At 38.0% G+C, this 26,713-nt stretch carries 26 protein-coding genes and 1 pseudogene; 15 read left to right on the top strand and 12 right to left on the bottom strand.

All coding sequences use genetic code 11. The features are described from left to right. Window positions 1–14: 14 nt before the first annotated feature. The 3 genes from rimM to rplS all read left to right on the top strand — a co-directional run bounded on the left by rimM (window position 15) and on the right by rplS (window position 1,898). On the top strand, window positions 15–563 hold the full coding sequence (gene rimM / locus HX129_RS13775; protein ID WP_286433499.1) for a ribosome maturation factor RimM: 549 nt from the start codon (window positions 15–17) through the stop codon (window positions 561–563). Between the two features lie 41 nt (window positions 564–604). Continuing rightward, window positions 605–1,354: a tRNA (guanosine(37)-N1)-methyltransferase TrmD gene (gene trmD, locus HX129_RS13770; RefSeq protein ID WP_180046332.1), complete on the top strand. Its 750-nt coding sequence runs from the start codon at window positions 605–607 to the stop codon at window positions 1,352–1,354. A 172-nt stretch (window positions 1,355–1,526) separates the two neighbouring features. Continuing rightward, entirely contained in the window at window positions 1,527–1,898 is a 372-nt protein-coding gene (gene rplS, locus HX129_RS13765; protein ID WP_174493840.1) for a 50S ribosomal protein L19, read from the top strand. A 70-nt stretch (window positions 1,899–1,968) separates the two neighbouring features. Here the strand turns inward: rplS and HX129_RS13760 are convergent, their stop codons facing one another. Next, window positions 1,969–2,928 carry a lipase family alpha/beta hydrolase gene (locus HX129_RS13760; protein ID WP_286433502.1) on the bottom strand — a complete coding sequence of 320 codons (960 nt, stop codon included), beginning with the start codon at window positions 2,926–2,928 and terminating at the stop codon, window positions 1,969–1,971. Between the two features lie 53 nt (window positions 2,929–2,981). After that, window positions 2,982–4,003: pseudogene (locus HX129_RS13755) on the bottom strand (lipase secretion chaperone). A gap of 138 nt (window positions 4,004–4,141) precedes the next feature. Between HX129_RS13755 and truB the strand changes: the two are divergent. The 3 genes from truB to HX129_RS13740 all read left to right on the top strand — a co-directional run bounded on the left by truB (window position 4,142) and on the right by HX129_RS13740 (window position 6,432). Beyond that, the gene (truB, locus tag HX129_RS13750) at window positions 4,142–5,047 is read left to right on the top strand and encodes a tRNA pseudouridine(55) synthase TruB (protein ID WP_174493837.1); all 906 of its coding nucleotides are present in this window, start codon (window positions 4,142–4,144) and stop codon (window positions 5,045–5,047) included. A 25-nt stretch (window positions 5,048–5,072) separates the two neighbouring features. Beyond that, window positions 5,073–5,840, top strand: a complete 768-nt coding sequence (locus HX129_RS13745; protein ID WP_174493836.1) for a sulfite exporter TauE/SafE family protein — start codon at window positions 5,073–5,075, stop codon at window positions 5,838–5,840. Between the two features lie 133 nt (window positions 5,841–5,973). Beyond that, the gene (locus HX129_RS13740) at window positions 5,974–6,432 is read left to right on the top strand and encodes a hemerythrin domain-containing protein (RefSeq protein ID WP_174493835.1); all 459 of its coding nucleotides are present in this window, start codon (window positions 5,974–5,976) and stop codon (window positions 6,430–6,432) included. Between the two features lie 54 nt (window positions 6,433–6,486). On the opposite strand, the gene HX129_RS13735 is transcribed toward HX129_RS13740, so the two are convergent. Further along, complete coding sequence (locus HX129_RS13735) at window positions 6,487–7,356, bottom strand: EamA family transporter (protein ID WP_174493834.1); 870 nt, start codon at window positions 7,354–7,356, stop codon at window positions 6,487–6,489. Window positions 7,357–7,592: 236 nt separating this feature from the next. Here HX129_RS13735 and HX129_RS13730 point away from each other — a divergent pair, with 236 nt between their 5' ends. Next, the gene (locus tag HX129_RS13730; RefSeq protein WP_286433507.1) at window positions 7,593–9,038 is read left to right on the top strand and encodes a tetratricopeptide repeat protein; all 1,446 of its coding nucleotides are present in this window, start codon (window positions 7,593–7,595) and stop codon (window positions 9,036–9,038) included. 12 nt (window positions 9,039–9,050) lie between these two features. Then, window positions 9,051–9,752: a metallophosphoesterase gene (locus HX129_RS13725; protein ID WP_286433509.1), complete on the top strand. Its 702-nt coding sequence runs from the start codon at window positions 9,051–9,053 to the stop codon at window positions 9,750–9,752. Between the two features lie 26 nt (window positions 9,753–9,778). On the opposite strand, the gene HX129_RS13720 is transcribed toward HX129_RS13725, so the two are convergent. Together HX129_RS13720 and serA are read right to left on the bottom strand one after the other, a co-directional pair. Then, window positions 9,779–10,669, bottom strand: a complete 891-nt coding sequence (locus HX129_RS13720; RefSeq protein WP_286433511.1) for an EamA family transporter — start codon at window positions 10,667–10,669, stop codon at window positions 9,779–9,781. Window positions 10,670–10,790: 121 nt separating this feature from the next. After that, window positions 10,791–12,023: a phosphoglycerate dehydrogenase gene (gene serA / locus HX129_RS13715; protein WP_130072212.1), complete on the bottom strand. Its 1,233-nt coding sequence runs from the start codon at window positions 12,021–12,023 to the stop codon at window positions 10,791–10,793. A 338-nt stretch (window positions 12,024–12,361) separates the two neighbouring features. Between serA and HX129_RS13710 the strand changes: the two genes are divergently transcribed. From HX129_RS13710 to HX129_RS13700, 3 genes are all read left to right on the top strand, one after another. Beyond that, on the top strand, window positions 12,362–13,771 hold the full coding sequence (locus HX129_RS13710) for a D-2-hydroxyglutarate dehydrogenase (RefSeq protein ID WP_174493830.1): 1,410 nt from the start codon (window positions 12,362–12,364) through the stop codon (window positions 13,769–13,771). 116 nt (window positions 13,772–13,887) lie between these two features. Further along, window positions 13,888–14,376: a hypothetical protein gene (locus HX129_RS13705; RefSeq protein ID WP_286433514.1), complete on the top strand. Its 489-nt coding sequence runs from the start codon at window positions 13,888–13,890 to the stop codon at window positions 14,374–14,376. Between the two features lie 179 nt (window positions 14,377–14,555). Beyond that, window positions 14,556–14,930 (top strand): hypothetical protein, encoded by a 375-nt coding sequence (locus HX129_RS13700; protein WP_130072209.1) that lies wholly within the window; start codon window positions 14,556–14,558, stop codon window positions 14,928–14,930. 51 nt (window positions 14,931–14,981) lie between these two features. Here the strand turns inward: HX129_RS13700 and HX129_RS13695 are convergent, their stop codons facing one another. Then, complete coding sequence (locus tag HX129_RS13695; RefSeq protein WP_286433516.1) at window positions 14,982–16,259, bottom strand: tetratricopeptide repeat protein; 1,278 nt, start codon at window positions 16,257–16,259, stop codon at window positions 14,982–14,984. 227 nt (window positions 16,260–16,486) lie between these two features. Between HX129_RS13695 and HX129_RS13690 the strand changes: the two genes are divergently transcribed. Further along, the gene (locus HX129_RS13690) at window positions 16,487–17,251 is read left to right on the top strand and encodes a nucleotidyltransferase domain-containing protein (RefSeq protein ID WP_286433518.1); all 765 of its coding nucleotides are present in this window, start codon (window positions 16,487–16,489) and stop codon (window positions 17,249–17,251) included. 702 nt (window positions 17,252–17,953) lie between these two features. Further along, window positions 17,954–19,183 carry a chloramphenicol efflux MFS transporter CraA gene (craA, locus tag HX129_RS13685; protein ID WP_286433738.1) on the top strand — a complete coding sequence of 410 codons (1,230 nt, stop codon included), beginning with the start codon at window positions 17,954–17,956 and terminating at the stop codon, window positions 19,181–19,183. Between the two features lie 129 nt (window positions 19,184–19,312). Here craA and HX129_RS13680 read toward each other — a convergent pair whose 3' ends face one another. The 5 genes from HX129_RS13680 to HX129_RS13660 all read right to left on the bottom strand — a co-directional run bounded on the left by HX129_RS13680 (window position 19,313) and on the right by HX129_RS13660 (window position 24,692). Continuing rightward, entirely contained in the window at window positions 19,313–19,597 is a 285-nt protein-coding gene (locus tag HX129_RS13680; protein ID WP_130072206.1) for a DUF3817 domain-containing protein, read from the bottom strand. Between the two features lie 198 nt (window positions 19,598–19,795). Further along, window positions 19,796–21,946 carry a YccS family putative transporter gene (yccS, locus tag HX129_RS13675; protein ID WP_286433520.1) on the bottom strand — a complete coding sequence of 717 codons (2,151 nt, stop codon included), beginning with the start codon at window positions 21,944–21,946 and terminating at the stop codon, window positions 19,796–19,798. 199 nt (window positions 21,947–22,145) lie between these two features. Next, window positions 22,146–22,703: a superoxide dismutase family protein gene (gene sodC / locus HX129_RS13670; protein ID WP_130072204.1), complete on the bottom strand. Its 558-nt coding sequence runs from the start codon at window positions 22,701–22,703 to the stop codon at window positions 22,146–22,148. Window positions 22,704–22,812: 109 nt separating this feature from the next. Beyond that, window positions 22,813–23,931, bottom strand: coding sequence for an AI-2E family transporter (locus HX129_RS13665; protein ID WP_130072203.1), 1,119 nt, complete (start codon window positions 23,929–23,931; stop codon window positions 22,813–22,815). Between the two features lie 116 nt (window positions 23,932–24,047). Then, the gene (locus HX129_RS13660; protein ID WP_130072482.1) at window positions 24,048–24,692 is read right to left on the bottom strand and encodes a nucleotide-binding protein; all 645 of its coding nucleotides are present in this window, start codon (window positions 24,690–24,692) and stop codon (window positions 24,048–24,050) included. Window positions 24,693–24,854: 162 nt separating this feature from the next. On the opposite strand from HX129_RS13660, the gene HX129_RS13655 reads away from it, so the two are divergent. Continuing rightward, window positions 24,855–25,322 (top strand): Holliday junction resolvase-like protein, encoded by a 468-nt coding sequence (locus HX129_RS13655; RefSeq protein ID WP_130072202.1) that lies wholly within the window; start codon window positions 24,855–24,857, stop codon window positions 25,320–25,322. 15 nt (window positions 25,323–25,337) lie between these two features. Here the strand turns inward: HX129_RS13655 and HX129_RS13650 are convergent, their stop codons facing one another. After that, window positions 25,338–25,958, bottom strand: coding sequence for a class I SAM-dependent methyltransferase (locus HX129_RS13650; RefSeq protein ID WP_286433524.1), 621 nt, complete (start codon window positions 25,956–25,958; stop codon window positions 25,338–25,340). A gap of 171 nt (window positions 25,959–26,129) precedes the next feature. Here HX129_RS13650 and HX129_RS13645 point away from each other — a divergent pair, with 171 nt between their 5' ends. Next, window positions 26,130–26,690, top strand: coding sequence for a hypothetical protein (locus tag HX129_RS13645; protein WP_180046305.1), 561 nt, complete (start codon window positions 26,130–26,132; stop codon window positions 26,688–26,690). Window positions 26,691–26,713 lie beyond the last annotated feature (23 nt).

The following is a 26,713-nucleotide window of genomic DNA, read 5'->3' as shown; positions in this document are numbered from 1 at the left end:
GTAGTAGATTGCCCATGACACCAACACAGAATGTGCCCGAAGATCGTATTCAGATTGGACAGCTACGTTCAGCATATGGATTAAATGGGTGGCTCTGGGTCTATTCCAATACAGAACCCATGAGCAATATTTTTGACTATCTGCCTTGGTACATTGAAACCAAAGCAGGTTGGCAAATGGTTGATGTAAAACGTTGGAAACCACATGGCAAAGGCTTAGTTGTTTCGCTCAAAGGTGTAATTGATCGTACCGCAGCGGATAATTTAGTTGGCGCAAATGTTTGGATTTCAAAGTCTCAACTGCCTCAAGCGGGCGTGGACGAGTATTATTGGTCAGATTTGAAAGGCTTAACCGTGTTAGGTCTAGACGATGAAGAACAAGAAGTGAATCTCGGTCAAATCTATGAACTGTTTGAAACAGGCGCCAATGATGTGATGGTTGTTCGTGCAACACCAAATAGCATTGATGGTGAAGAGCGCATGATTCCATGGCATAAAGATGTAGTACAACGTGTTGATCTTGAAGCTGGTCGTATCTACGTAAATTGGGGCGTAGATTATTAATCCGAAAGGATAAACGCAGTAGGAAAATAGAGGAGTCTGCGATGTTTTTTGCAGTCATTACGCTGTTTCCTGAAATGTTTGAAGCGATTACAGCCTACGGGATTAGCGGACGTGCAGAAAAACGTGATTTGATCCAAGTTCATTGTATCAATCCACGTGAATTTGCTGAGGGCAACTACAAGCGAGTGGATGAACGTCCATTTGGTGGTGGTCCTGGTATGGTGATGATGGCTGAGCCGTTGGCAAAAGCAATCCATCGTGCCAAACAACTTGCAATACAAGCGGGTGCAGTGAACGTTCCTGTGGTGTATATGTCTCCACAAGGAAAAACCTTGAATGAAAATGCAGTACAAAAATTTGTCGATTATGACGGATTGATTGTGTTGTGTGGACGTTATGAAGGGGTTGATGAGCGTTTGATCCAAACTTATGTTGATCAGGAATGGTCGATTGGTGATTACGTTTTATCGGGTGGTGAACTCCCTGCGATGGTTTTATTGGACAGTATTATTCGGAGACTTCCGGGTGCCATGTCTGATGAGCAATCCCATGTGCAAGATTCATTTGTGGATGGTCTTTTAGACTGCCCACAATATACCAAGCCAGATCATTTTGAAGGTTTGGATGTGCCTACAGTACTTAAATCTGGGCATCATGCAAATATTGAAAAATGGCGGTTTTTGCAGCGTTATCAACGAACACTTGAACGTCGACCTGAATTGGTTGAAAAAGTGGAATTGACCAAGCAGCAAAAAAAATGGCTAAAAGATTCGCAAGAACAAAAGAATTAGTTCATTTGTTTAAGCAGATTTGCTCTAAGCATTTTGTTTAGAGTCATTAATAGGCTCTTTATGCATTGAAGCGGTCAAGCATGAAGGGAAAGCTAAACGGGTCTATGCGCCTTAGCCTCTAGCCCCTGTGGAATTCAGACCTCTTCTGACCCACACATATTGGAGATACCCCATGAGCGGTAAGCATCCTTTAGTACAAGCTGTAGAAAATGCTCAGCTTAAACAAGACATCCCTGCTTTTGCACCTGGTGACACAGTTGTTGTTCAAGTAAAAGTAAAAGAGGGTGATCGTGAACGTCTTCAAGCATTTGAAGGTGTTGTAATCGCTAAGAAAAACCGTGGTTTGAACTCTGCGTTCACAGTACGTAAAATTTCTAGTGGTGTTGGTGTTGAGCGTGTTTTCCAAACTCATTCACCAATCGTTGCTGGTATCGAAGTGAAACGTCGTGGTGACGTTCGTCGTGCTAAACTTTACTACCTACGTGAATTGTCTGGTAAAGCTGCACGTATTCGTGAAAAATTGCCAGCTCGTAAAGCGAAATAATACGTTTTACGTGACTAAAAAATGCGCCTTGTGGCGCATTTTTTTATGGATGTATTTTGCTTATGGCATTTTATAAGCCTTGTAATTTCAAACGGTTTGCATGTTGGCGAAAGATATCTACAGGGTCTGGTGCAAATAATCCTTTAAGTCCAAGTACTTGGTTAACTTCATCAAAATGATTCCATTGGTAATTATCTCGGATCGTTTTGCCAAGTTTACTGCTACATACACTAACTAAACCATCATTGGCTTGACCATTGAATGCGATTGGACCCATAGCTGTTAATAATGTGTCAGGATCAAGTGGATTCGTGGCGTTAGAGATTCCTGTCCATGAATAAAAAGCAATACCATTGGCTTTTTGAGGACCATCGGCACATTTCGTGCTAGGTAAACCTAGTGGAAATTTATGGTTAAATGCTTGAACACCTGGTTGAGACATGCTGTAAATAGAGGCTTTAAAATTTGAGGGTAGATTGGATTGCTGTGCAAAGTTAATAACAGGTGTCATGAGTGCATCCATCACGATAGCCAGCACACCATTGAGTACAGGTGTATTTTGTACTAAGTCTGCTACAGGTGAGCCATCGTTTGTACCCGCGATAGAGCTTACAGAGGCAACAAGGTCAGGGCGTACACCAGCAATATAACGAGCCGTAGGACCACCATGACTATGTCCAATTAGGTTCACTTTAGACTGTCCTGTGAGTGCGAGCACTTCTTCTACTTGGGTGAGAAGTTGTTCTCCACGTACTTCGGTTGACTCTAAAGGAGAAACTTGAGCAGCATAAGCAGTTGCATTATGGCGAGCCAGATCAGGTAAAATTTGATACCAATAATCTAGACCAAAGACAGCATTGCCTAATCGATTGAAACCAAACATGCCATGTACAAAAACAAGCGGATATTTGGTTTGTGCATAATTGTCTATCGTATAGAGCGTATTGGCTTTTTGAAGCCCAGCAGTTGCATTGACTTGATTGATACACAGTGAAGTCAATAACCCGACGAATAATGTTTTTAATTTCATTGGATTGTCCTTTTAAACCTTATTTTTGTTTTTAACGCAAGATGAATTATTTTTTACTGAGTAAAGGGTAACTTGCCTCCTTGATCGTGAACGGTTTCAAATGTTTGAAGGCGTAATTTTTCTTGGGGATTTTGAAAATATTGATTTTTTAATTGAATTATTGCATGACTTTGAGTCTCGTAAGGCATTGAACTTTTGATAATCTGATCGCGTTCTGTGAGGTAACTATTGACTTTATTTTGCCAATTATTGCGTTGAATATCTAAATCTTCCGTTGTGTTGCTTCAATTCCCACTAGATTAACTCGCATTTGGTGTAGTTCTGCATCAGAGCCATGGTGTGCTTTTATTTCAGCAGTAAGTTGGTGTAGGTCTGCAAGTTGGTTTAGTTGTTTTAAATTTTCTTGCCAATCTCTTGGCAGTTGTTGAAAGAGCTGATTGATTTGAGAGGCTTTTTCTATAGCTGAAAGCTGTTGATTTTCCATGATCGCCATGCGTTGTACGGTGTATTGATCATAGAGGTCTTGTTGACCAAACAAGCCGATCATTTCTTGGTTTGAGAAAATATTTTTTCTTAATTGCTGGATGTTTTGTTGGATCTCTCGATAATAATTAACGCTGTCTTTGGATGTTTTCGCGGACTGAAGTTGTCCAAGTTGCTCTCTATATCGCAGATATCGTGTCCAAAGTTCATTGAGTTGAGCACGTAAAGGGTTTTGATAAGTGACTTCGGTAAATTTAAAAAAATCACTTTTGATGGTGTTTAGATTTTTTTCACCTAATTGTGTTAAAAAGTATTCAAAGCAATTTTTTGTTTGTTCATTGACGATGAGCTGATGTGCGGTATCAGTGCGAATTTGACAGTTGATTTGGGTATCTTGTTGGCTTGGACTTGAAAATGACGCTATATCTTCATTTGAATTCACTATGTGAGATGGTACTTGTCCCATATTAGAGGCAGAAAAGTGATGAAATGCTGTAGTATCTATTGGCTGATTTTGAGGTTTGAGCCAAAAAATAATGAGGACGCTGCATACTGCACACATCCCTAATATACTTTTGTGTACGCGCTTCATTTTAAATCCTTTTCATCAATATTATTTTTATGGTTGAAAAATAATCTAATATGGGATTTGAATTTGTACAATGCAAATTTATAAAAATAGATAAATGGATTTGTTAGAATAGTGACACATTATTTTGATCCCCTTGTTATGTCTGTCAAATCACCCAAAATCCAGCGTCGTCCCATTAGTGGCGTTTTTTTATTAAATAAACCACTTGGTATTAGCTCAAATGCTGCTTTACAACGTGTACGATGGTTATTTCGTGCAGAAAAGGGAGGGCATACGGGTGCATTAGACCCACTTGCTTCTGGACTATTGCCCATTTGTTTAGGTGAGGCAACTAAATTTTCTCATTTTTTACTCGACTCAACTAAACGTTATCAGACCACTATTCATTTAGGTCATAGTACAACTACAGGTGATGTCGAAGGTGAAGTCTTACTTGAACAAGCCGTACCTGAACTGACTCAAGCGCAAATTCAGAAGGTACTGACACAGTTTACAGGTGATCTCCTCCAAGTTCCTCCGATGTATTCAGCATTGAAAAAAGAGGGTCGTCCTTTATATGAGTTGGCACGTAAGGGGATTGAGATTGAGCGTGAAGCACGTCCTATTGTTATTGAAAATATTCAATTATTATCTTTTACGGCAGATTCCATCACTTTAGATGTCACGTGTTCAAAGGGAACGTACATTCGTGTTTTAGGTGAAGATATTGCGAAAGCATTGGGTACATATGGGCATTTAACTTATTTACATCGAATTCAAACAGGGCAGTTTGAACTGAATGCTGAATGGACTATTGAATATTTAGAAAGTTTAACTGAGCAAGAACGTGAAGCTTTGTTGCTGCCTGTGTATGCACCGATTGACCACTTTCCAAAAGTGCAAGTGCCTGAAGGGCGTGCAGAATATTTTTGTCGAGGTATGGAAAGTAATATTGATCATGTTGCGGCAGCGCACGCAGTGGTATTTGATGGGGAAAAATGTTTAGGCTTGGCAGAAATTACTGAGAAAAAACGTTTGGTGCCCAAACGTGTCTTGAACTTGTAATCCACCCGATGTAAAAGGAACGTCCATGGAACTCGAACTGATTCTGAGTTTAGTATTTTTTGCCTTTTGTGCAGGTGCGATTGATGCAGCAGTCGGCGGTGGAGGCTTGATTCAAATTCCTGCTTTGATGGGTGCGTTGCCACATTCATCGACAGCAACGATCTTTGGTACCAATAAACTGGCTTCTATTTGCGGTACAGCATCTGCGGCATTTTCTTATTTACGTCAGGTTAAAATTCAGTGGAAATTATTAGCTGTGATTGCGATCACGGCTTTTATCAGTGCCTTTGGTGGTGCGGCTTGTGTATCCATGATTCCACAAGACATTTTACGCCCATTTGTTCTGTTTATGCTGATTGTAATCGCCATTTATACTTTGGTTAAAAAGCAATTTGGGCAGGTGCATATCCAGCAAGAGATCACACGGAAAGTTTTGATTCTTGCAGGCATAGGTGGTTTGTTGATTGGTTTTTATGATGGTATTTTTGGTCCAGGTACGGGTAGTTTTTTTATTTTCTACTTTATTCGTTATTTAAAAGTCGATTTTTTACATGCTTCAGCATTGTCGAAAATCGGGAACTTTATGACCAATTTTGCAGCTTTAAGTTTTTTTATTCCGACAGGACATGTCCTCTTTCAGTTGGGTTTGATGATGGCTGTTGCGAATGTTTGTGGTTCATTGGTCGGCGTGAAAATGGCATTAAAATATGGTAGTGGTTTTATCCGTATTTTATTTTTGATTTTGGTCAGTATCTTAATTTGTCGTCTGGCTTATCAAATGTTTTGGATGTAAGTCATTCTCATTACTAAAATTTCTTATACAAATGATTGCAAGCGCTGACAATATCAGCGCTTTTTATTTTCTATGATGATAACGCTCTGATCAAAAAATGTTTGAAATCTTTTAGGATAAAAGGAAAATCATCATGAATATATTTGAAGCTTTAAGAGAAAGTCACGACATTCAAAGAGAATTATCTGAAAAATTATTAAAAACTTCAGGGGATACACCTGAACGCAGAACTTTATTTGAGCAATTAAAAAATGAATTGTTTGCACACGCTGTAGGCGAAGACCGCTATTTTTATATTCCTCTGATGATGACAGATTCGGGTTTGAATATTACTCGTCATGCTTTGTCTGAACATCACAAAATGGATGAGCTTTTGGAACAACTCAGTGAAACTGAATTTAGTAATCCTGGTTGGTTAGCTATTGCTAAAAAACTGTCTGAAACTGTACATCATCACTTACAAGAAGAAGAGCATGGTTTCTTTCAGCAAGCAGGTAAAATTTTAGAGGATAAGCAAAAAGAAAGCTTAGCTAAGCAATATTTAGCTGAGTATAAAAAATATAAAGCGAAAGAAAAGGACAGTTTGGTGTAGTAAAGACACAAGAATGGGCAGATGCATAATCAGCCCATTTTTATTAATGTGGTTTTAATTTTCAATCACAGTTGATTTGGGTTTGAATGTTACCCCAATCGAAGCAATCATAATGCATAGTAAAGCGATACTTTGCCCAAGGCTAATGTGTTCTTTGAGTAGTACCATGCCTGCTATGGCAGCTAAAGCAGGAGAGAGGCTAGATAGTGTTCCGTAGCTTAGTTTGCTTAAGGTTTTGAGTGCCATTAAATCTAAAGCATAAGGAATTGCTGTCGCTAATAGTGCTATGATGAGTGCTTGTCCCCAATACTGAGTTTGCATTAATGCAGTTGGGTTATGTACCGCACTGATGGGGAGCATCACTAGCGCAGACAACGTGATGGCAATCGTCAGCGCATGCATACCAATATTTTGCCGTACCACTTTTTGCCCAAAATAAATATAAAATGCCCAACATATACCCGCACCGAGCGCAAAAGCTGCACCCACGTAGGAAAAATGATCTTGTTGGGTATCTTGCCAAGGCACCATTAAAGCAATACCGATCATGGCAAGAACGACCCAGATATAATCGATTTTGCGTTGGATCGACAGGAGTGCCAGTGTTAAGGGTCCTAAAAATTCTAAACCTACAGCAATGCCTTGTGGTAATTTACCCAAAGATGCATAAAACAAGACATTCATTAAGCACACTGAAGCGCTATAAAATAACAAGTCTTTCCATTTTAAATGGGGCAAACGTTTGATGATTTTCCACGAACGGAACATCATAAAAATTAAAATAGAGGCAAAACACAAGCGTAATGTAACGACAGTTAACGGGTCTAAAACTTGAAAGAGTTGTTTGGCAAATGAGGCACTGATCTGATATGCCACCATCGACATGATCATGTAAAATACAGCAAGAAATTGAGAGTTTTGCATAGTGCAGACAAGAAGAAATATTGTGCAATTCTAACATTTTATTATTTCAAAAAGGCATATTCTCATTTATATATAAATATCTTAGAATAGCTTAGCTTGAAAGTTTTTAAAATTTGAATGGCTTTGATTCTTTTATCAATATTGGTCGTTTTTAGCTCAAATAAAATTGAAAATATGCTTGAAAGAATAGAAAAATGAAGTCCTTGAAAATTGTAAATTTATGAATAGGTAATATGATGTCAGACATTAAAATAGAAAATAAAAAATCTTTACAATCGAAAGATGTGGTGCACTATGGGGATGATCATGCTGTAAATTATCAGCATATCTTAGATTTAGAAAAACAAGGTGCGGCAAAAACAGATCAAGATGCGCAGCAACGCGTGGATATTTTAGTGAATGCTTCCAATGACAATTTTGCCGCAGCGAGTATGCTGTTAGGGCAATGGCATTTCTTGGGGCATTATGTCGAACAAAATATTGAATCGGCTGTGTTATTTTTTAAACATGCTGCGAAACTTGGCGATGCTTTGGCGATGGTTGAGTTAGCGCATATTGGACGACAAGCTTTAAGTGCAAATGTCAGTGCTGAAGAAGGTTTAAATTATTTACAACAAGCTCTAGATTTAAAGCATCCTGAAGCGATTTATGCATCTGCATTAAATATTTTGCAAAACGATGCTGAGGCTGCTTTAAATTTATTATTGAATAATTACCAACAGCATCAACATGAAATGAGTTTAAAAACTTGTATTGAAAATCTTGCATTTGATCCAAATGTAGTCATTGAGCAATTGGAAAATTTGGCGCAAAACGATCACTTTGCGAGTGCTGTGGTTGCTTTTCAGTATTTTAAACAAGGTAATGACAAAAAAGCGTTTAAATACGCACAAAAAGCACAAGAGCACAATGATGCATATGGTTGCTATGTACGTGCATTAATTGAAGAAAAAGACCCCAAAGGTGATCCAGAGGTAGCCTATGAATTTTTAGGCAAAGCTGCACAGTTAGGGCATATTGAAGCATGCTATTGGTACGGAATCGAGACTTTACGTAAAGCCGAAAGAGCACAGGATGAAGCAGAGACATTGCAGCTCAATCAACGTGCGTGTCAATTTCTTCAAGTTGCAGCATTACATGGAGATGTTGCCGCAAAATTTTATTATGGACAGTGTTTACGTATGGGAATCGGTATAGAGAAAAATCCTGACGAGGGTATACATTGGTTGGATCAGGCAGCGCAACAAGGCAATACAGATGCACAATTTGAATTGGCGATGTTATTAAATCCTGAAGATCCTCGTCATGTGGCTTTATTAAGTGCAGCTGCAAAAAATGCTCATGTCCAAGCGATGTTATGCATGGCTATTTATGAACAGCAAAAGCAACAATTTGGGCAAGCAATTCAGTGGTTAGATCTTGCACAGCAAGCAAAATCAGCCCGTGCTTCTTATTTATTGGCACGTATGTATCGTGCTGGGCAAGGGGTGGATGTTGATCTAAAACATGTGGTGACGTTGTTGCAACAAGCTGCTGAAGGGGGAGATGTTGATGCATATTTTGAGTTGTATCAGGCATATTCACAAGGTTTAGGCATTCGAAAAAATAAGAAAAATGCTGAAAAATATTTGGCTTTGGCACAGCAAAATCAACATATTGAAGCCTGTGCAATCGCATTGTAATTGAGCAGTTAGATGCAGTTTAACAACCCAATTGAATACTATCATCACCGACACGGTCGCTTATTTGTGGTGGGAGATCTGCATGGTTGTTATGATCAATTAATGCAAAAGCTCACCCGAATTCAATTTGATTTTCAACAGGATGTCTTGGTTTGTGTGGGTGATTTGGTAGATCGAGGTGCTGACAGTTTAAAATGTCTGAAGTTGATTGAGGCACCTTGGTTTAAAAGTATTATAGGTAATCATGAAGAGATGTGTTTGCATTCTGCGATTGATCCAATGATGGCACGTCTACATGCACAACATGGTGGTGAATGGTTTTATGCCTTGTCAGAAACCGATAGAAACCAAGTGGTTGAGCTATGCCAAAAGATGCCAATTATTTTAGAAGTTGAATATCTAGGGCAAAAGTATGGCTTTGTGCATGGTGATATTGAACAGAATGATTGGAATGCATTTAAAGCCATGATTCATAATGAAAAGCAGCATGAAATCGCCCTGTGGGGACGCTCTCGTATTCGCAATTCTGTTAAGAAAAATTGTCAAAATATTCAAGGGATTGATACTGTTTTTCTTGGGCATACGGTGGTCGATTTCGTGACTAGGCGACATAACTGTTATTTTATTGATACGGGCGCTGTATTTGGTATGCATCTAACGGTATTGCAAATCCATGCTGATTTACCTATCGAAAAACAAGTGACAGTCGTCTAAATAGATCTTTGAGCAACATTTAAAACTTACTTTTTTAATTTGTCTTCAATGGCTTGCTTTGCTTGTTGTGTGGTGTAGGTACAGCCAATCGATGCCACAATAATGACCATTAAAGCCAACCATTGTGTCCATAATAATTGTTCATGTAAAAATATAAAGCCCGAAAGTGCGGCAATGGCTGGCTCTAAACTAGTCAGCGTACCAAAAACAAAAGGGGATAATCTGCGAAGGGCAACCATCTCCAAACTAAAGGGTAATGCACTCGCAAGAATTGCCAAAATCATCAATAACACTAAGTTGTCAGCATGGAACGTGGCGAGTGGCATGCCAGCAAAAATCGCAATGGGCATCAAAAAACACATGCCAATAAACATACCTAAACATACGGTATGATTGCCCGAAATACCCGAAGGTTTTTGTCCAAAAATGATATACATTGCCCAACATGCACCTGCACCTAAAGCGAAAGCAATGCCTAAGGGGTCTAAGCGGTGTTGACTTTGATCAAAGGGGAAAAGCAAAATTAAACCTAAAATTGCAAGTCCAACCCAAATGAAATCAAATTTTTGTCGTGCATAAAACAGTGCCACGCTAAGTGGACCAATAAACTCAAAAGAAACAGCAATACCCAATGGTAAACGATCAATAGATAGATAAAACAACGCATTCATGCCAGCTAAGGCAATGCCATAGCGAATGACTGCGGGCCAATTGATTTGATTAAAATTGACCTGCCAAATTTTAAAAATCACCGCCAAAATTGCTGAACCCAATAACAAACGCATAGCGGAAACCGTGAGAATGGGGAACTGATCAAATAATATTTTGGCAAGTGAACCACTACTTTGCATACTGATCATGGCAATGAACAATAAAATCAGTGCATGTAGATGAGGCGTATTTTTTAAATTTGGCATTGAATAGACTAAATAGGTATAAGTGATTCAGCTTTTATCAATGATTTGATTGAAACCGTAGAAAATGAAAAGCATAAAAAAACCACAGCCCGAAAGCTGTGGTTTTACAATACGCTAAAACTTAGAACAATACACGTACACGAATTGTGCCTTCAACTTCATGTAGCGTATCAAGTGCTTCTTTTGATGCAGTTGCATCTACATCCATCACTAAATAGCCGACATCACCTTTGGTCATTAAAGATTGACCAGAGATGTTGATGCCATGTTCAGCAAATAAGTTGTTGATTTTAGATAAAACGCCCGGTACGTTTTTATGAATGTGTAGTAAACGGTGTTTACCTTCAGTCAATGGCAACGCAATTTCAGGGAAGTTTACTGCAGATAAAGTCATACCTTTATCAGAGTAAGCAACGAATTTCTCAGCAACTTCTAAGCCGATGTTCGCTTGCGCTTCCATGGTTGAACCACCTACGTGCGGTGTTAAAATCACGTTAGGAATGTTGCGAAGTGGAGAAACGAATTCTTCACCGTTTGCTTTTGGTTCTTTCGGGAATACGTCAACCGCAGCACCTGCGATATGACCTGATTTTAATGCATCAGCAAGATCTTCAATCACCACACATGTGCCACGTGCAGCATTGATGAAGATAGAACCTTCTTTCATTTGTGCAAATTGTTCTTTGCCCATGAAGTTACGTGTAGAAGGAACGTCAGGTACATGGATCGATACTACGTCAGCATTGGCAAGAAGTTCACCCATAGAACCGACTTGACGTGCATTACCTAAAGGCAATTTAGTCACAGCATCATAATAAATGACATGCATGCCCATACTTTCTGCAAGGACAGAAAGTTGAGAACCGATAGAGCCGTAACCCACGATACCTAAAGTTTTACCACGTGTTTCAAATGAACCGACAGCAGATTTGTTCCAACCACCTGCATGTGTGTCTGTAGATTTTTCAGGCACACGGCGAAGAAGGAGAATTGCTTCAGCAAGTACAAGCTCTGCAACAGAACGTGTATTTGAATAAGGAGCATTAAATACTGGAATACCACGAACCATGGCAGCATTTAAGTTCACTTGGTTTGTACCAATACAGAAACAACCGACAGCAATGAGTTTTTGTGCTGCTTCAAAGACTTCTTCAGTCAATTGAGTACGGGAACGAATACCAATAAAGTGTGCATCCTTAATCGCTTCTTTCAACGCTTCACCCTCAAGCGCAGTTTTACGATAGTCGATGTTGGTATATCCAGCAGCATTTAATGTGTCGATTGCATTTTGATGAACGCCTTCTAACAACAAGAAACGAATTTTATCTTTAGGCAGTGAAAGATGTTGGCTCATTACGGCTCCGCTACAAAGGCCAAATTTAGTGGCGATATAATAGCATAGGACAGCGACCGATATACATTTCCTTTATGGCGATGATTGTAGGTATTTTTGCAAAATATAAGACATAACTTGTCGTATATGGTCTATTTAAATGTGTAATTTCCATAGTGACATTATGGAAATAGTTTTTTTAAGGGTTTTATTGAAAAATGCCTTATAATGAGCCTTCGTGAAAATAGCCTGTCTCTACGGTGCTGCTTTTATATTCACATTGGTCTAGAAATCACACGATTTGATTGATTTATTTTTAGACACTTTTTACTTGTTTACTTCTGCTAGGTCTGCAAACGATGAACGCTCCAGTCGCTTTAACACCTGAGTTATTAACCCAACTAACTGCAATTGTCGGTGAAAACCGCATTAAAACAGATGCGGATAGTCTCGAAAATTGGGGACGTGATCACACCAAACATTTTGATCCAAATCCATCGGTCATCGTTTTTCCATCAAGCACAGAACAAGTTCAAGCCATTGTAAAACTTGCTAATCAATTTAATGTTGCAATTACGCCATCAGGTGGTCGTACAGGCTTATCTGCAGGCGCAGTGGCTGCCAATGGCGAAATCGTGATGAGCATGGACAAGATGAACCAAATTTTGGAATTCTTCCCTGCCGATCGTATGGTTCGTGTACAAGCAGGTGTCGTGACTGAACAATTACAAAATTATGCTGAAGAACAAGGCATGTATTATCCAGTCGATTTTGCATCTTCTGGTTCATCACAAATCGGTGGGAATATCGGAACCAATGCAGGCGGGATCAAAGTCATTAAATATGGCATGACGCGTAACTGGGTGTTAGGTTTGACTGTTGTGACAGGTAAAGGCGATGTGTTGCGTTTAAATAAAGGCATGATCAAAAATGCCACTGGCTATGCAATGCAGCACTTATTTATCGGGGGTGAAGGGACTTTAGGTTTAGTGACTGAAGCGGAAATTAAGCTTGAGCGCCAACCGCATGATTTACAGGTTTTAGTCCTTGGTGTGCCTGATTTTGATGCCATTATGCCTGTGTTACATGCATTCCAAAAGAAAATTGACCTTACTGCATTTGAATTCTTTGGTGAATTGGCAATGCAAAAAGTGTTAGATAATGGTCATGTACAACGTCCATTTGAAACACAATGTCCATTCTATGTTTTGCTTGAGTTTGAAGCGCCATATGAGCCTATCATGGATGCGGCGATGGAAATCTTCGAGCATTGTATGGAACAAGGCTGGGTGCTTGATGGTGTGATGAGCCAAAGCCTTGAGCAAGTTCATAATTTATGGCGTTTACGTGAAGATATTTCAGAATCTATCGCGCCATTTATTCCATACAAAAATGATATTTCTGTACTCATTACACATGTTCCTGCATTCATTAAAGAAATTGATGCAATTGTGGAAGAAAACTATCCTGACTTTGAAATTTGCTGGTTCGGTCATATTGGTGACGGTAACTTACACTTAAATATCTTAAAACCTGCGGATTTAAGTAAAGATGAATTCTTTGCAAAATGTCAGGTTGTAAACAAATATGTGTTTGAAACTGTGAAAAAATATGATGGTTCAATTTCAGCTGAACATGGCGTAGGCATGACCAAAAAGCCATATTTAGACTACACACGTACAGCTGAAGAAATTGAATATATGAAGGCCTTGAAAAAAGTATTCGATCCAAACGGGATTATGAATCCGGGTAAATTATTTGATCTTTAACTATTTAAAGTAAAATTAAAACGCTCTTTCGGGAGCGTTTTTTTATATAAAATTTTTTAAATAATGTAATATATTGATTAATAACTGAAATAATAAATAATTGAAACGGGGAAAATATGAATCTAAAAAAATGTACAGATTGTGGACAAGATTATAGTTTGCGAGCGCCTGCCTGTATTCATTGTGGTGCACCGAATGATGATATGCAGTCTGTTGCAACAAAAAGTGAAAGTTCATCTTTTTTAGGTTGGATCGGGGCGGCAATTTGTGTTGCGATAGGCTTTTATAGTGTAAATCCGAGTGGATTTATTGACATCATTCGTTTTTTTAAACCTGATGTGAATGTCATTGCAGAGTCAGATATCCGTTCGTGTAGTTCAAATGGTGCACAAGCACAGATGAGATCTGCTTTTGACCAAAGCCAATATGCTTTAGCAAATAGCTTAAAAGTCATTTCAATTGAGACGCAGAAAGTGGCAACTGAGGATGGTAGCGCTTTGAGTTGTCATTCGCAATTGATGCTGAATAACAGTGAAAAAGTTAATTTTATTTTTAATTTTATACAAAAAGATGATCAATATTTAATTACGGGCAGACCCTTATAACTCAATTTTTCATTTTTATAAGCGTGTTTTATCGGTGTATTTATTTTTGTGTTTAACTTATCTAATTGATTTTAATTGTTTAAATAAATTAATTTTTTGATTTGTTACATTGCTTAAGTAGTATCCTGAGTTAAAAACAGGCATGATGGTTTTATGGATAAAAGATTTGGTTGAGTATTATGATTCGTTTATTTTCTATTTCTGCACTGTGTTTTGCAGTATTGACAGGTTGTGCAACAACTGAAAAATTAGCAAGTAAAGTAAGTTTTGGTGGGGCAGATACGCCGATGCAACAGGTGATTAAAGCTCAGCCATCTATCCTAAAAAACCAAAATAGTCTGTCTGTTCGTCAAGTATTTAACCGTGTAGAAAATCCAACAGCAGCACAAATCGCAGTGATTGATTCAAACTTATTGGATGATTCTGTGAGTGCGATTCGTACAGATTATATTTTTAAACGCGTAGAAAATGAATGGAAACTACAAGAAACGAAAAAGACTTATCAATGTAGACGTGGTCATTCGAAAGAGTTTCAGTCAAATTTATGCTCTTAATTTCGGTGTCGTTGAGTGAACTTACGAGATGAGCGATCTCGTAAGTTGAATTTAGTACATGCGTTGGAATAAACGTATTTCATCTGCTTTTGGTAAAACATCACCATAACCCAGTTCTTTGTACAATGCTGTCGCTTTAGCTCGCCAAATTTTGGCTTGTTTGGCATCGGCTTTAAAAGCTTTGCTGCCATTTTCATATAAGTTCACAAGCAAAATGCCTGCAGTTGGGTTGCCTTGTTGTAATGATTTTTTATAAAGTTCTGCGGCTTTGGCAGGGTCTGCTTTTACTAAATAGCCATGTTCATAATAGCGTGCTAAATCTAGTAATGCCCGATCATGCCCAAGTGCAATGGCTTGATTTAGATAGGCAATAGATTTTTTAGGGTTATAAATTTTCCACTCTTTTTGTGCATACAGTTCTGAGAGTGTATAGAAAGCATCTTTTTCTTTTTTTGCAGCTTTATGTTCTGCCATAAATAACTCAGGTTCATAGGTTAAGTCTTCAAATTTTTTATTGCTATTTAATAGTTTTAAAACCGCTTGTTGTGCTGCAATATTATCTTTATGAGCAGACATTTTATAATATTGCATCGCATCTTCAATCGGTTGATTATTCATATTTTTATCTTCAATCATTTTTCCCATCATGTAGGCAATAAAACCTGTCGGGTCAATTTGCATAGAATATAAATGATTGGCTTTTTTCCAATATTGCAGTGCTTTTTCTTGATCTTCAGGCCGCCCAACGCCATAAGCATAGCTATAAGCAATATATGCCCAAAATGCAGCAGGGTAATCGGCATTGCTAGGTTCATCTGCAAAAAAACTAAAATAATCAATGGCATTTTTTTGTAGTCCAACATGACCAATTTGATGTATGAATCGAATACCAAGTAATTCGAGTGCTTGAGAACTACCGAGCTCTGTTGCTTCATAGATTAAATCATTGGCTTTGCTTTGGTCTTTTTTTACACCATCGCCCAAATCGTACTTTTTAGCTTCGAGAAGTTTTTTATAGATTTTCAAATCATTTTCATCGACTTCGGGCATATTTTGAGTAGTTGCATCCACTGTTTGATTTGATGTTCCGATATTGATTTCAGCAGGATCCATACCGAGTGCTTTTGCCAGCATTTGTTGTATTTTTTGCTGTGGACGTGTTGGGTCTATGAGATATTCATTCCAAAGCGCAAGATTGAATTTTTCCATGTCATTGCGTTGATGGAATTCAGCAAAGATCGGTGTGTGTTGCACAGAGGATGGTGAATTATGTTTTATGCTGTTTGGTGTTGTACTTGCCAATACATTTTGAAATGGTATAAAAGGCATTAAAACAGCGCTACAGAGGCTCAGCGTAAGAAGTGATTTTTTCATTTTTAGTTAAAATAGATGATTGAATTTCGTGAAGTATTTATAGCAAAAATTAATTTCTAACTGTGTTAAGTTGAGTAAGTTTTAAATCTCTGAAAAATATAATTTTTAAGAGATGCAAAAAATCCTAACATTGCCAAAATTAATGATATAAAACCTGTAGTCTTACCTCAAACGTGAAAATAATGAATATCCAACAAGAAATCCAAAATCTATTTCAAAACCGAGATGAGCATCCGCTGTTTTATATTGAAAGTGGCAGCCGTTTATGGGGCATGGCAAGCCCTGACAGTGATTATGATGTGCGTGGTTTTCACCTGCCTTCTAAAGCCCAATATTACGACTATCGAAAGCATCGTGATTTAATTGAAATGATGGATGGTGATTTTGACTTTGTTTCTTTTGACCTTAATAAAATGTTTGGTCTACTTGCTAAAAGCAATCCCACTGTTTTGGAATGGGTACGTGCACATATTGTTTACTTTAATCAATTTCCTGAATGGGAAAAATTTAGAGATGGATTACTAGAGCGTATCGATTATAAAGCATTGTATTATCATTACTTATCACTTGCCAAAGGCGGTATGCATGTGATGCAGACAGCAGATAACTTTACCTACAAAAAAGTGTTTTACTCGATTCGAGGTCTAATGTCAGCCGAACTTGCAACTCAGGAAATCATGCCTGAACTCCTGATCACCAACTTATTTGCCCAAATTGATGAAAATGATCCACTGCGCCATTGGGCAGAAGATTACTTGGAAATTAAAAAACAACAGAAAGAAAAAGCTCAGGTTCCTGCACCTGAACAGGCACAGATTTTAAAATTGTTAAATGATAAAATTGAAGCTTTAAATTTGCGTGTAATTGAGCCAACCAATGATGTGGCACAGCTTCAGCAATATTTAACCGAATATAGCTTTCATTTAAAACAACATTTTTATAGCTGATACTTTAAAAATAGAAATTAAAAATATAACATCATGAAAAAAAAGCTTTTATCCACTGTAATGACACGATACTTTCGGTTTGGGGATTTTCATCCTGCTAAAACTATTTTTCTCCAGAACAGGGCGACTGCAATTTTAGCAATAAAATGGGGCATTGAATGATGACATATTAGAAGATCAGGCACTTGTAGTCATGGTGAGCAGGTTCAGGTGACGGCCTTGGATGACAGTAAATTTTTATTGCTCAGTGCTGCACCATTACTATAAATGAACCGGTCAAGGCCAAAGGTTTTTTTTGATGAATACTTACACAGAAATTTTACAGGCTTATGACGATCTGAAAAATGGGAGATTTATTCAGCAATCGTCAATACGCTAGCTTCATAACAAATGGATAACTTTCACTCAAAAAAAGCCTGTGTTACACTCAACATTCTGCGTTTGGTTGTACTCTGTTTCAACGTGAGTCTGTAGGACTCAAGTGAACATTGACGCAGACCTATCTCACTCTATTTTCTATTTTGACTTGATTTAGACACCTTGTGAATACGGTGTTGATCTCGCTTGATTAAAGCAAATCTCAATTTATTTTAAATTCTCAGTGCTTGTCATTGGGCTGACGTTTATTTACTGAAAAATAAGCATAGACCTACAAGCCATTATGATCTGTAGAAAACAATGCAAAATAATGCACACAATGTAATGCAAAAAGAGCAGATGACGACTTTGAGCCGTGCAACATTCATGTTCCCATTGGCGTTAGTTTTGTTCGAATTTTCAGTCTATATCGGTAATGATTTAGTACAACCTGCGATGTTAGCCATTACTAAAGAGTTTGGTGTCAGCAGCACTTGGGCACCTTCATCCATGTCTTTTTATTTGTTGGGAGGGGCCTGTGTCGCATGCTTATTGGGTCCCTTATCAGACCGTTTAGGACGTAAAAAAGTCCTGTTGGCAGGTGTAATTTTCTTTGTGATGACCTGCGTACTCATTTTATTCACACATCATATTGAAAGCTTTTTAGCCCTACGCTTTTTACAGGGTTTTGGTTTATCGGTCATTGCAGCAGTGGGTTATGCCGCAATTCAAGAAACCTTTGAAGAGCGTGATGCGATTAAAGTCATGGCTCTCATGGCAAATATCTCTTTGCTTGCACCTTTAATTGGACCTGTTTTAGGGGCTTTTCTGATTGACCATGTGTCTTGGCACTGGGGTTTTATTGGAATTGCCTTTTTTGCATGTTTGAGTTGGTTTGGTTTAAAAGCCAAAATGCCTGAGTCTAAAGTGAGTATTCCTAAGCAGCCTTTGCGTTATATCTGGGATGATTATAAAAAAGTCCTGAAAAATAGAACTTTTATTGGCATGACTTTAGGTTTGCCTATGGTGGCGATGCCATTGATGTTATGGATTGCGCTTTCACCTGTCATGTTGGTTGAGGAGTTAGGACTCAGTAGTCTGCAATATGGCTTGGCTCAGTTTCCTGTGTTGGGCGGTTTAATTGTGGGTAATCTTGTCCTGATTAAAATCATTGACCGTTTAGCCTTAGGTAAAACAGTTTTAATGGGCTTACCGCTGATGCTGTTAGGAACTGCAATCATCTTACTGGGAGTGATTTGGCGTGAATATTTTCTCTACTGTGTCATTTTAGGCATGACTTTGGTTAGCTTTGGTGAAGGGATTAGCTTTTCAGTACTCTACCGTTTTGCATTGATGGCATCAGATGTGTCTAAAGGAACGGTTGCTGCGGCAGTTTCAGTGTTGATGATGTTTATCTTTTTCTTTGTGATTGAGTTTATTCGTATCATGTATGCACATTTTGATTTATGGGCATATGCTTTGGCATGTTTTATCTTGATCGCGTTATGGTTTACCATTCCGCGTAAATTATTAAAAGAAATCATGCAACAACGTCAGGCAAAAGGTGAGTTTTAAAAGCTTATTTTAGTTTTAGGGAGAGGGCTTTTAAAATGAGCTCTCTTTCATCCCTCCTGTGAGAAGGGATGTTTTGAAGAGAGATTTTTTAGATCGATTAAGCAGAGAAAACATAAGGAAGAAAGGATTTTATTGCGCTAATTTCTTGAGTTTATGATCAAAGACAAAAGGTCCAAACGGTAAAATCGAAGCAATTAGTCCTAAAATAAACATTTTAATCGACCATTTTTGCTTTTCACAGACCACAAATAAAACCACTAAAAATAAAATGAACAGTACGCCATGCCCCATGCCGACATATTTCACTAAAATAGGGTTATCAAACATATATTTCATCGGCATTGCAATGAATAATAACAATAAAAATGAAATGCCTTCGAGGAGTCCAACAAGTCTTAAGGTTTTGATATTCATGGTCACTGCATAAAATGAGAATGAATATTCAGTGTAACGGATTAATGCTTGAAAGCAAAATAAAACATCAATAATAAAATATATTAAATAATTGAATTTATTGAAAATAAAACCAAGTTATTGGCTTGGTTTTAATCCGAAAATTGACTTAATTTGTTCAGTATAAAGTGAATTTGATGCGCTTGAAATTCAATGTTTTTATTTAATTTCAAGTTTTAATAACGTCATTTTGAGCTTCAATAATTCAGGTAAAGTTTCCAATAACAAACTGATTTGTTTTAGTGCTAATAATAAATCATCGGATAGGTTTTCTTGCTCAGTGAATTGTTTAATTTCTTGTAATTTCTCCTGAATGATCAGCTCATCTAAGGGGTGTTGTTGAATTAAGGCATGATGTAAGGTAGCTTTACACCATAACATGAGCTCTAAAACTTGTGCATCATTGACCTGTGTGCGATGTGTACCCAATGCAGATACATAGCTGAGTTGGCTATGACTATAAACCAAATACCGAAAAGCGGTGTGGATCAAGTCCTGATTGGGATTGGGTTCAGTACTTAAACTTGAAATCATACTCGACAGTTCGATTTGTGCATTATGTGCAAAGCGTCGAGCTTGACGGTATTCCACACTGTTATTTTTACCGTGTTGGTACTGTGACACGATTGCATCAAAATAGTTCAATGTTGCCTGACTACTTTTGCGGATATTGTTGGAAATATTACGAAAATTCCAATCCGGCCAAATAAAACTGACAGCAAACCATGCGATTAAACAGCCTAAAATCGTGTCGATGATACGCGGTAAAATAATCGCATAGCCGGCACCTTTGAGATTAAAAATCAATAACACCATTAAGGTTGCCATTAAAGTGGCTATGGCATATTTTTTGGAACGTAAATAAAAGAAATACACACCAAAAATGATGGTAAGCACCAATTGACCTTCAACACTAGGTACAAAATATAAAATTGGAATGCCTAAAAGCACACCTAAAACAGTACCTAAGGTGCGCAGTTGCAAACGGCTTTTGGTGGCAAAATAACTGATTTGACAGACAAATAAACTGGTCAATAAAATCCAATAGCCATTTTTAGCAAAGGGTAACAACGAAATGCTATAGCCGACAGCAAAGACAAAGGCGATCCGTACTGCATGTCGAAATAGGGCAGAATTCGGCGTGAAATGAGGTTGAATTTTCAACCATAAATCATGCATACCATGAATATCATCATCCAATAAATTTAAATTATCCTGATGTTCACTATAACTTTGCTGATAATTGCCTTGCTCAATACTTAAATTATGAAATTGTTCTTGGACATTTTTTAAATTGCGCAGGATGAGTTGTAGATTTTTCACTTCAAGATTACGTGGATTTTCCACAATCCATTCATGCATAGAGTGTTCTAGATTGTGTAGAGCGGTGGTGTTTTTAGGCGTAATTGAAAAATTTTCTTGTTGAACAATAGCATGTGCCAAGCGTTGACAATTTTCTGCATGCAAGACAATATTTTTCTGAATCCGATAAATTAAATCTGTACGACTAAAATTGTGCTGAATATGTTCATAATGCAAATAATTCGAGGTTGCTTGCTCATGAATATCTTGTGCTAAAAAGTATAAATTTAGCCAATAAATTGTATTTTTATTGGCACGAGAGGCTTTTAAACGCGTGAGTAAAGAGGCTTTGGTAAAATTCAGTTGTTGTACAACAATGCTGTTTTGTAAGGACAAATCATATAAGAGCTGTTCGACATTGTCTTGATTGTCTGGGTCAAAGAGTTTAGATTTTGTCAAAAGTAAGTTCGCAAGCGATTGAAAATTATTGGCTAAATTATCTTGTAAAGCTTGTGTGGGTTTGAGTAAATAAAAAATAATCGAGCTCATGCCATACCATGCAACCCCCAATACAAAATAGCTAGGCTGGTCGTACCATTGACCGTATTCACCCAAACCAAACATGGTGTAGATGGACAGAAGTACAGTGCCAAATGAAATGGTGGCATAACGTTGCCCCAATGCACCCATGAGTATAAATAGCCCACTCGAAAGCGATAAATAAATTAAAAAGAGAAATTTATACGGAGATAAAAACTCTAAAATACTGCTCACACTAAAAAATAAAATCGCTACATAGATCAAATTTCTGAGACGAATACTGAGTCGATCATCAAAATCGGTGAGTGCTGTTGCAATTGCACCTAAGGTCACAGGCACAATCAAATATTTCAAATCTAAAAAATATAATCCTAGCGTTGTTCCACTTAATACAATCAACATCTGTAGGCAATAGATCAGAATCGAATTTGATTTAAAAGCGTGTAGATGGATTGAAAAATGATTCACAGGAATAGACTGACATTGAACAGAAAGGGTAAGGATTAGCCTGATATTATTTTAATTTATTGTCAATTTCTAAGAACGATTCACTACAAAAATGTGCAGATTTGATGGGAGGATTGCTTCTGAGGATAAGTTTGAGCCACTGTGAATAAATCTGAATTTATCCACAGTTGCGCTATTGTGTTCGTAGATTTAAAAAATCTTAAATTACCCCACAAGCAATACGATCACCACCACCGCCTAATGGTTTTGGATGGTCAGAATAATTGTCACCCCCTGCATGAACCATAATGGCTAAGCCTTGAACGTCTGCAAGTTTTAAACGAGGCGCATAGACCGTGGTTTTAGCATGACCTTCTGTATCGACATTAAGCACAGGTAAGTCCCCTAAATGCCCATCATTGGGTGTGCCATGACCGGTGGCTTGTGTTGGGTTGAAATGCCCACCCGCAGCCAATGCAGCAGCCATTTTCCCATCTTTTTCGGCAGCTTCACATGAACCTTTTTCATGAATATGGAAACCATGAAAGCCGGAAGGAAGTTGCGTGAGATCAGTTGAAATTTTTAAACCTTGCGTGCTGTCTTCTAATTGAATAGTACCAATTTTTTCACCAATTCCTTCCGCACTGACGGCATGTACATCCACAGTTTCATGTGCTGCCTTTTTTGCAGAAGTGATTGATGTGGTTGTACAAGCAACAGTAGTCAAACTAAGCAATACAGATAACGCCGTGAATTTAAAAATCTGATGAGATAACATGCACAAGCATCCTATGTTTTGTTGTTTATTGCATTATTCAAACAAAATACGGTGTATTGCACAGTAGAAAATAAGTGTTTGAATGTAAATATTTATAAATGAAAAATATTTACTTCGGTGCTTTGAAATCATTGTTCTCAATGTCATAAGCCATGGTTGCATCAGGGACTTGTTGTGCTTCATGGGTTTCATGTAACCATTCACGCCAAATCGCCAATAACACCGCTAAAATCACAGGGCCGATAAATAAACCAACTAAACCGAAACTCGCTAAGCCACCTAAAACACCAAACATGATCAATAAAAAAGGAATTTGGGTTGCACCAGAGATAACCAACGGACGGATGACATTATCTGCTGTACTCACAATACACACTCCCCATGCCATGACCCCAATTGCTTCAATGGTCATGCCTTTAGAGAACAGCCAAAGTGAGACGGCTCCATACGCCAACGGTGGACCAAAAGGAATGAGTGCCATTAAAAAGGTGATAATGGTCAATACCATAGGGTTGGGTGCACCCGCCACAAAATAGCTTACGCCTGCAAGTAAGGATTGAGCAACCGCAGTTAAACCTACCCCATAGACAACTGCACGTGTGGTTTCAGAAATCGTATCTAAATAATGATGGATACGTGGACCGATGACCATTTCTAAGGCTTTACTGACTTGTTGTAAAATGGTTTGTCCGTCACGATAAAAGAAGAATAACGACATAATGGCAAAACAAAGTTTCACCAAATTTTTCGAAATTTCACTCAGAACAAATTTACCGTAATTAAGATGCCCCTGAATCCAAACGCCGATATTTTGTGAAATGCTGCTTGGATTTTCATTGATATCACGGACGATGCGAGAAATTTCTTTACCAATAATTGGTAGTTGACGTAAGACATCAGGCACATCAAGATGTCCTGAAGACAGTTGACGTTGAATATCAAAATATAAATTTCGACCTTCATGTTGCAACATGAAAATACCAAAAATCAAAGGAATACCAATCACCAAAACCACCATAGTGATCATGATTGAGGCGCTCAGACTCGGACGGTTTTCACCACACATACGCAAAATGCGTTTATACAGCGGCCATGTCATATAGGCAATAATACACGCCCATAACACAGGAACAATAAAGTATTTGAGAATATCAAAACCTAAAAAAACCAGGATAAATAATAAACCAAATAAAAGCACACGCTGTAAAGTGGAAGTGAAATCGGACACGAATTTCTCGAAATTAATTAATTATCGTATAGTTCATATTAACTGAAAAATAGCCTCAGGCAATGTTAAATGCACCGCCTGAAATATTATTTTTGAAAATGCTGACCATGATCTATTTAGAACCAATCACTCGGATCATCGATTAAGGCATCCAACAGCGGTTGCCATTGCATTTGAATTTGGACAAAATTCTTTTGATTTTTATCAAAAATAGATAAGCCTTGCATGGCCAGTTGCCCATAAGCACTGCGTTCAGAGATCCAAGCCACAGGTTGCTGTTCGATTTTTTCAAAAAACTGTTGAATATCTTTAGCACTAGCACTGTTGGGTTTAACACGATTGGCAAGCAGTAAAATATCAACTTTACCCTTACGAATACGCTTAATCTCTTGAATATGCTTTAAAAAACGTTTGGTGCTGTCGATGTCGAAAAAGGAGGGTTGTAAGGGCGTGACGATGGCATGACATTCACTAATGAGTTGTTCAGCATGTGCACCTGTCAGAGCCCCAGGCGCATCAATAATTAAATATTGTAAATTTTTTGGCGCATCTCCAATCGACTTTTCATGACGCCAATCTAAGCTTTGAATTTCATTGGCACCGTTTGGTCGCTGTTTTAACCACTGCAAGGCAGATTTTTGATTGTCCGCATCGGCAAGTGCCACGCTATAGCCTTTTTGTGCAAGCGCAGATGCGAGTGTAATCGCAGTAATGGTTTTTCCGCAGCCACCTTTTTGATTTGCAATGAGAATTGTTTTCATAGTTTTCATTGATTCACCCAACCCGTCCTGCCACTAGCTTAGCATTATTTTTAAAGTGATAGGTTACAGATGACAAAAGTCTTAGAGTTGTTTACATTGAAAATTATTTTACAAAACCTAAGCTTAATTTTAAGCCCAATCAATGATAGATAGGAACTCATTATGTCGCTGTGGATGGCAATGTTGCTTGGTGCATGTATCGGCATTGTTTTAACAACATGGGTGCTGTCCAGTACACGAAATGGAAAAATCAAAGCAGAATATGAGCGTTATATTGCCGAGTTAGAACTTGAACATCAGCAGGCTTTAGCTGAGGCAAAAAAACGCAGTGTAAATACCAGTCGTGCAGTTTTAAAAGGGAAAATGGCAGAGCAACTCGCACCCATCATGCCACAATTTCAATATTTACCCAGTGATGCCAAGTTCTTAGGCGATCCCATCGATTATGTCGTCTTTGATGGGTATAGTGCATTTCGTGATGATGAAGGTGCGGCTGAAGATATTGAAATCGTACTGATTGATATCAAAAGTGGGGGCGCACGTTTGACAAAGGGGCAACACGCTATTGCCCAAGCCATCCGAGCAGGGCGAGTGCGTTTTGAAACCATTCGCATCGATTTTGATGATTAGAAAATGCAAATTGAGCTAGGCTTTTTGTACACGTGCCAACAACATACGGCATCCTACTTTGGGTAGGTCATCGGCATCAAAATAATATTTTTCGACAAATTTAAAGTTTGCATTGGATAAATACAGTTCAATATTGCGGTTTAAATGACAACCATCTGCAATGACTTTTTGTACAGGGGTGAGTAAGTTTTGCAATTTTTTCAGGGTTGGATGATCGTGATATTGCACATGTTCAACCAAATGAAAAGTTCCCTCAGGTTTCAGCACCCTATAAATTTCAGCTAAAGCTTGTTCTAAATGGGCAATACTACACATCGTCCATGTACTGACAATATGATCTAAAGAATGGTCAGCAAAAGGTAGTTTTTCAGCACTGGCTTGAATGTGCTGGACATGAAAAGGAGTATTTAAAACCTGTTTTTGTGCCAACTGATAAATATCAGCATTGGGTTCTAAGGCGATGAGTTCTTCGACTTGGTAAAAGGGTAAATTTAGACCTGTCCCAAAACCAATTTCTAAAGCACGGCCATGCACTTTTCTGAGTAGCTCTGCACGTGCTTTCATCATACTTGGGGTTTGCATAATGTGATTGAGTAAATATGGAAAAATACGTTGTTGATAAAATTTATAAATCATTGCTTTCACAGTTTTATTATTAAAAAAATAGTGTAACGAAAATATAGACTTAAATATAAGACAAACAAGTGACAAAATTTCTATATTTTGTTACTTAAATTTTATTTTAATTTTCATCAGCGATACTGATACTGAAGAAATCGTTCAAAAGAGATGTTGAAGGTGAAGAATATGACACGGAATTTATGGTGCGCAGCAGTTTTGGCATTATGTTCAGCATCTGTGAATGCATCTCAATCTGCTGAATATAATATTGCTAATGGATTAGCGCCGATTATTAAAGATCAACGCATCTCTGTACTTGAACCCTTTCATGGTGAGTTTCGTATTTTAGGTTCGAAAGAATATCAAGATGATGAACAAGCCAAATTTTCACCCATCGATTATGCAGTCACACGTGGCATTTTTACTGAACCTGAAATTGCTCGGCAGATTTCAATTAACCAATATGATCGTTATTTGAATTGGAAAATGGCACGTCCACCTGTGCCGCCAAAACTGGCAACGCAAATGGTGAGTAATATGCATATTATTCCTGCCAATCCCAAAATTGCCCAAGAAATTAAGAAAGTTAAACGAGGTGATCTCGTCCGTTTAACGGGAGATTTAGTGCAGATTAATGATAAAGACTTGGTTTGGAAGTCAGCCCTAGATTGGACTGGAATTGGCGATGGCGCATGTAAATTGATTCGAGTCGACTCAATTCAGTGGGTTGAAAAGCAGAATATTTAAAATCAAAAAAAATGATGGGAGAA

Source organism: Acinetobacter sp. 251-1, assembly GCF_030329305.1.
Lineage (GTDB): Bacteria > Pseudomonadota > Gammaproteobacteria > Pseudomonadales > Moraxellaceae > Acinetobacter > Acinetobacter piscicola_A.
The sequence above is the reverse complement of the archived record's forward strand: the minus strand, read 5'-3'. Positions and strand labels throughout refer to the sequence as shown.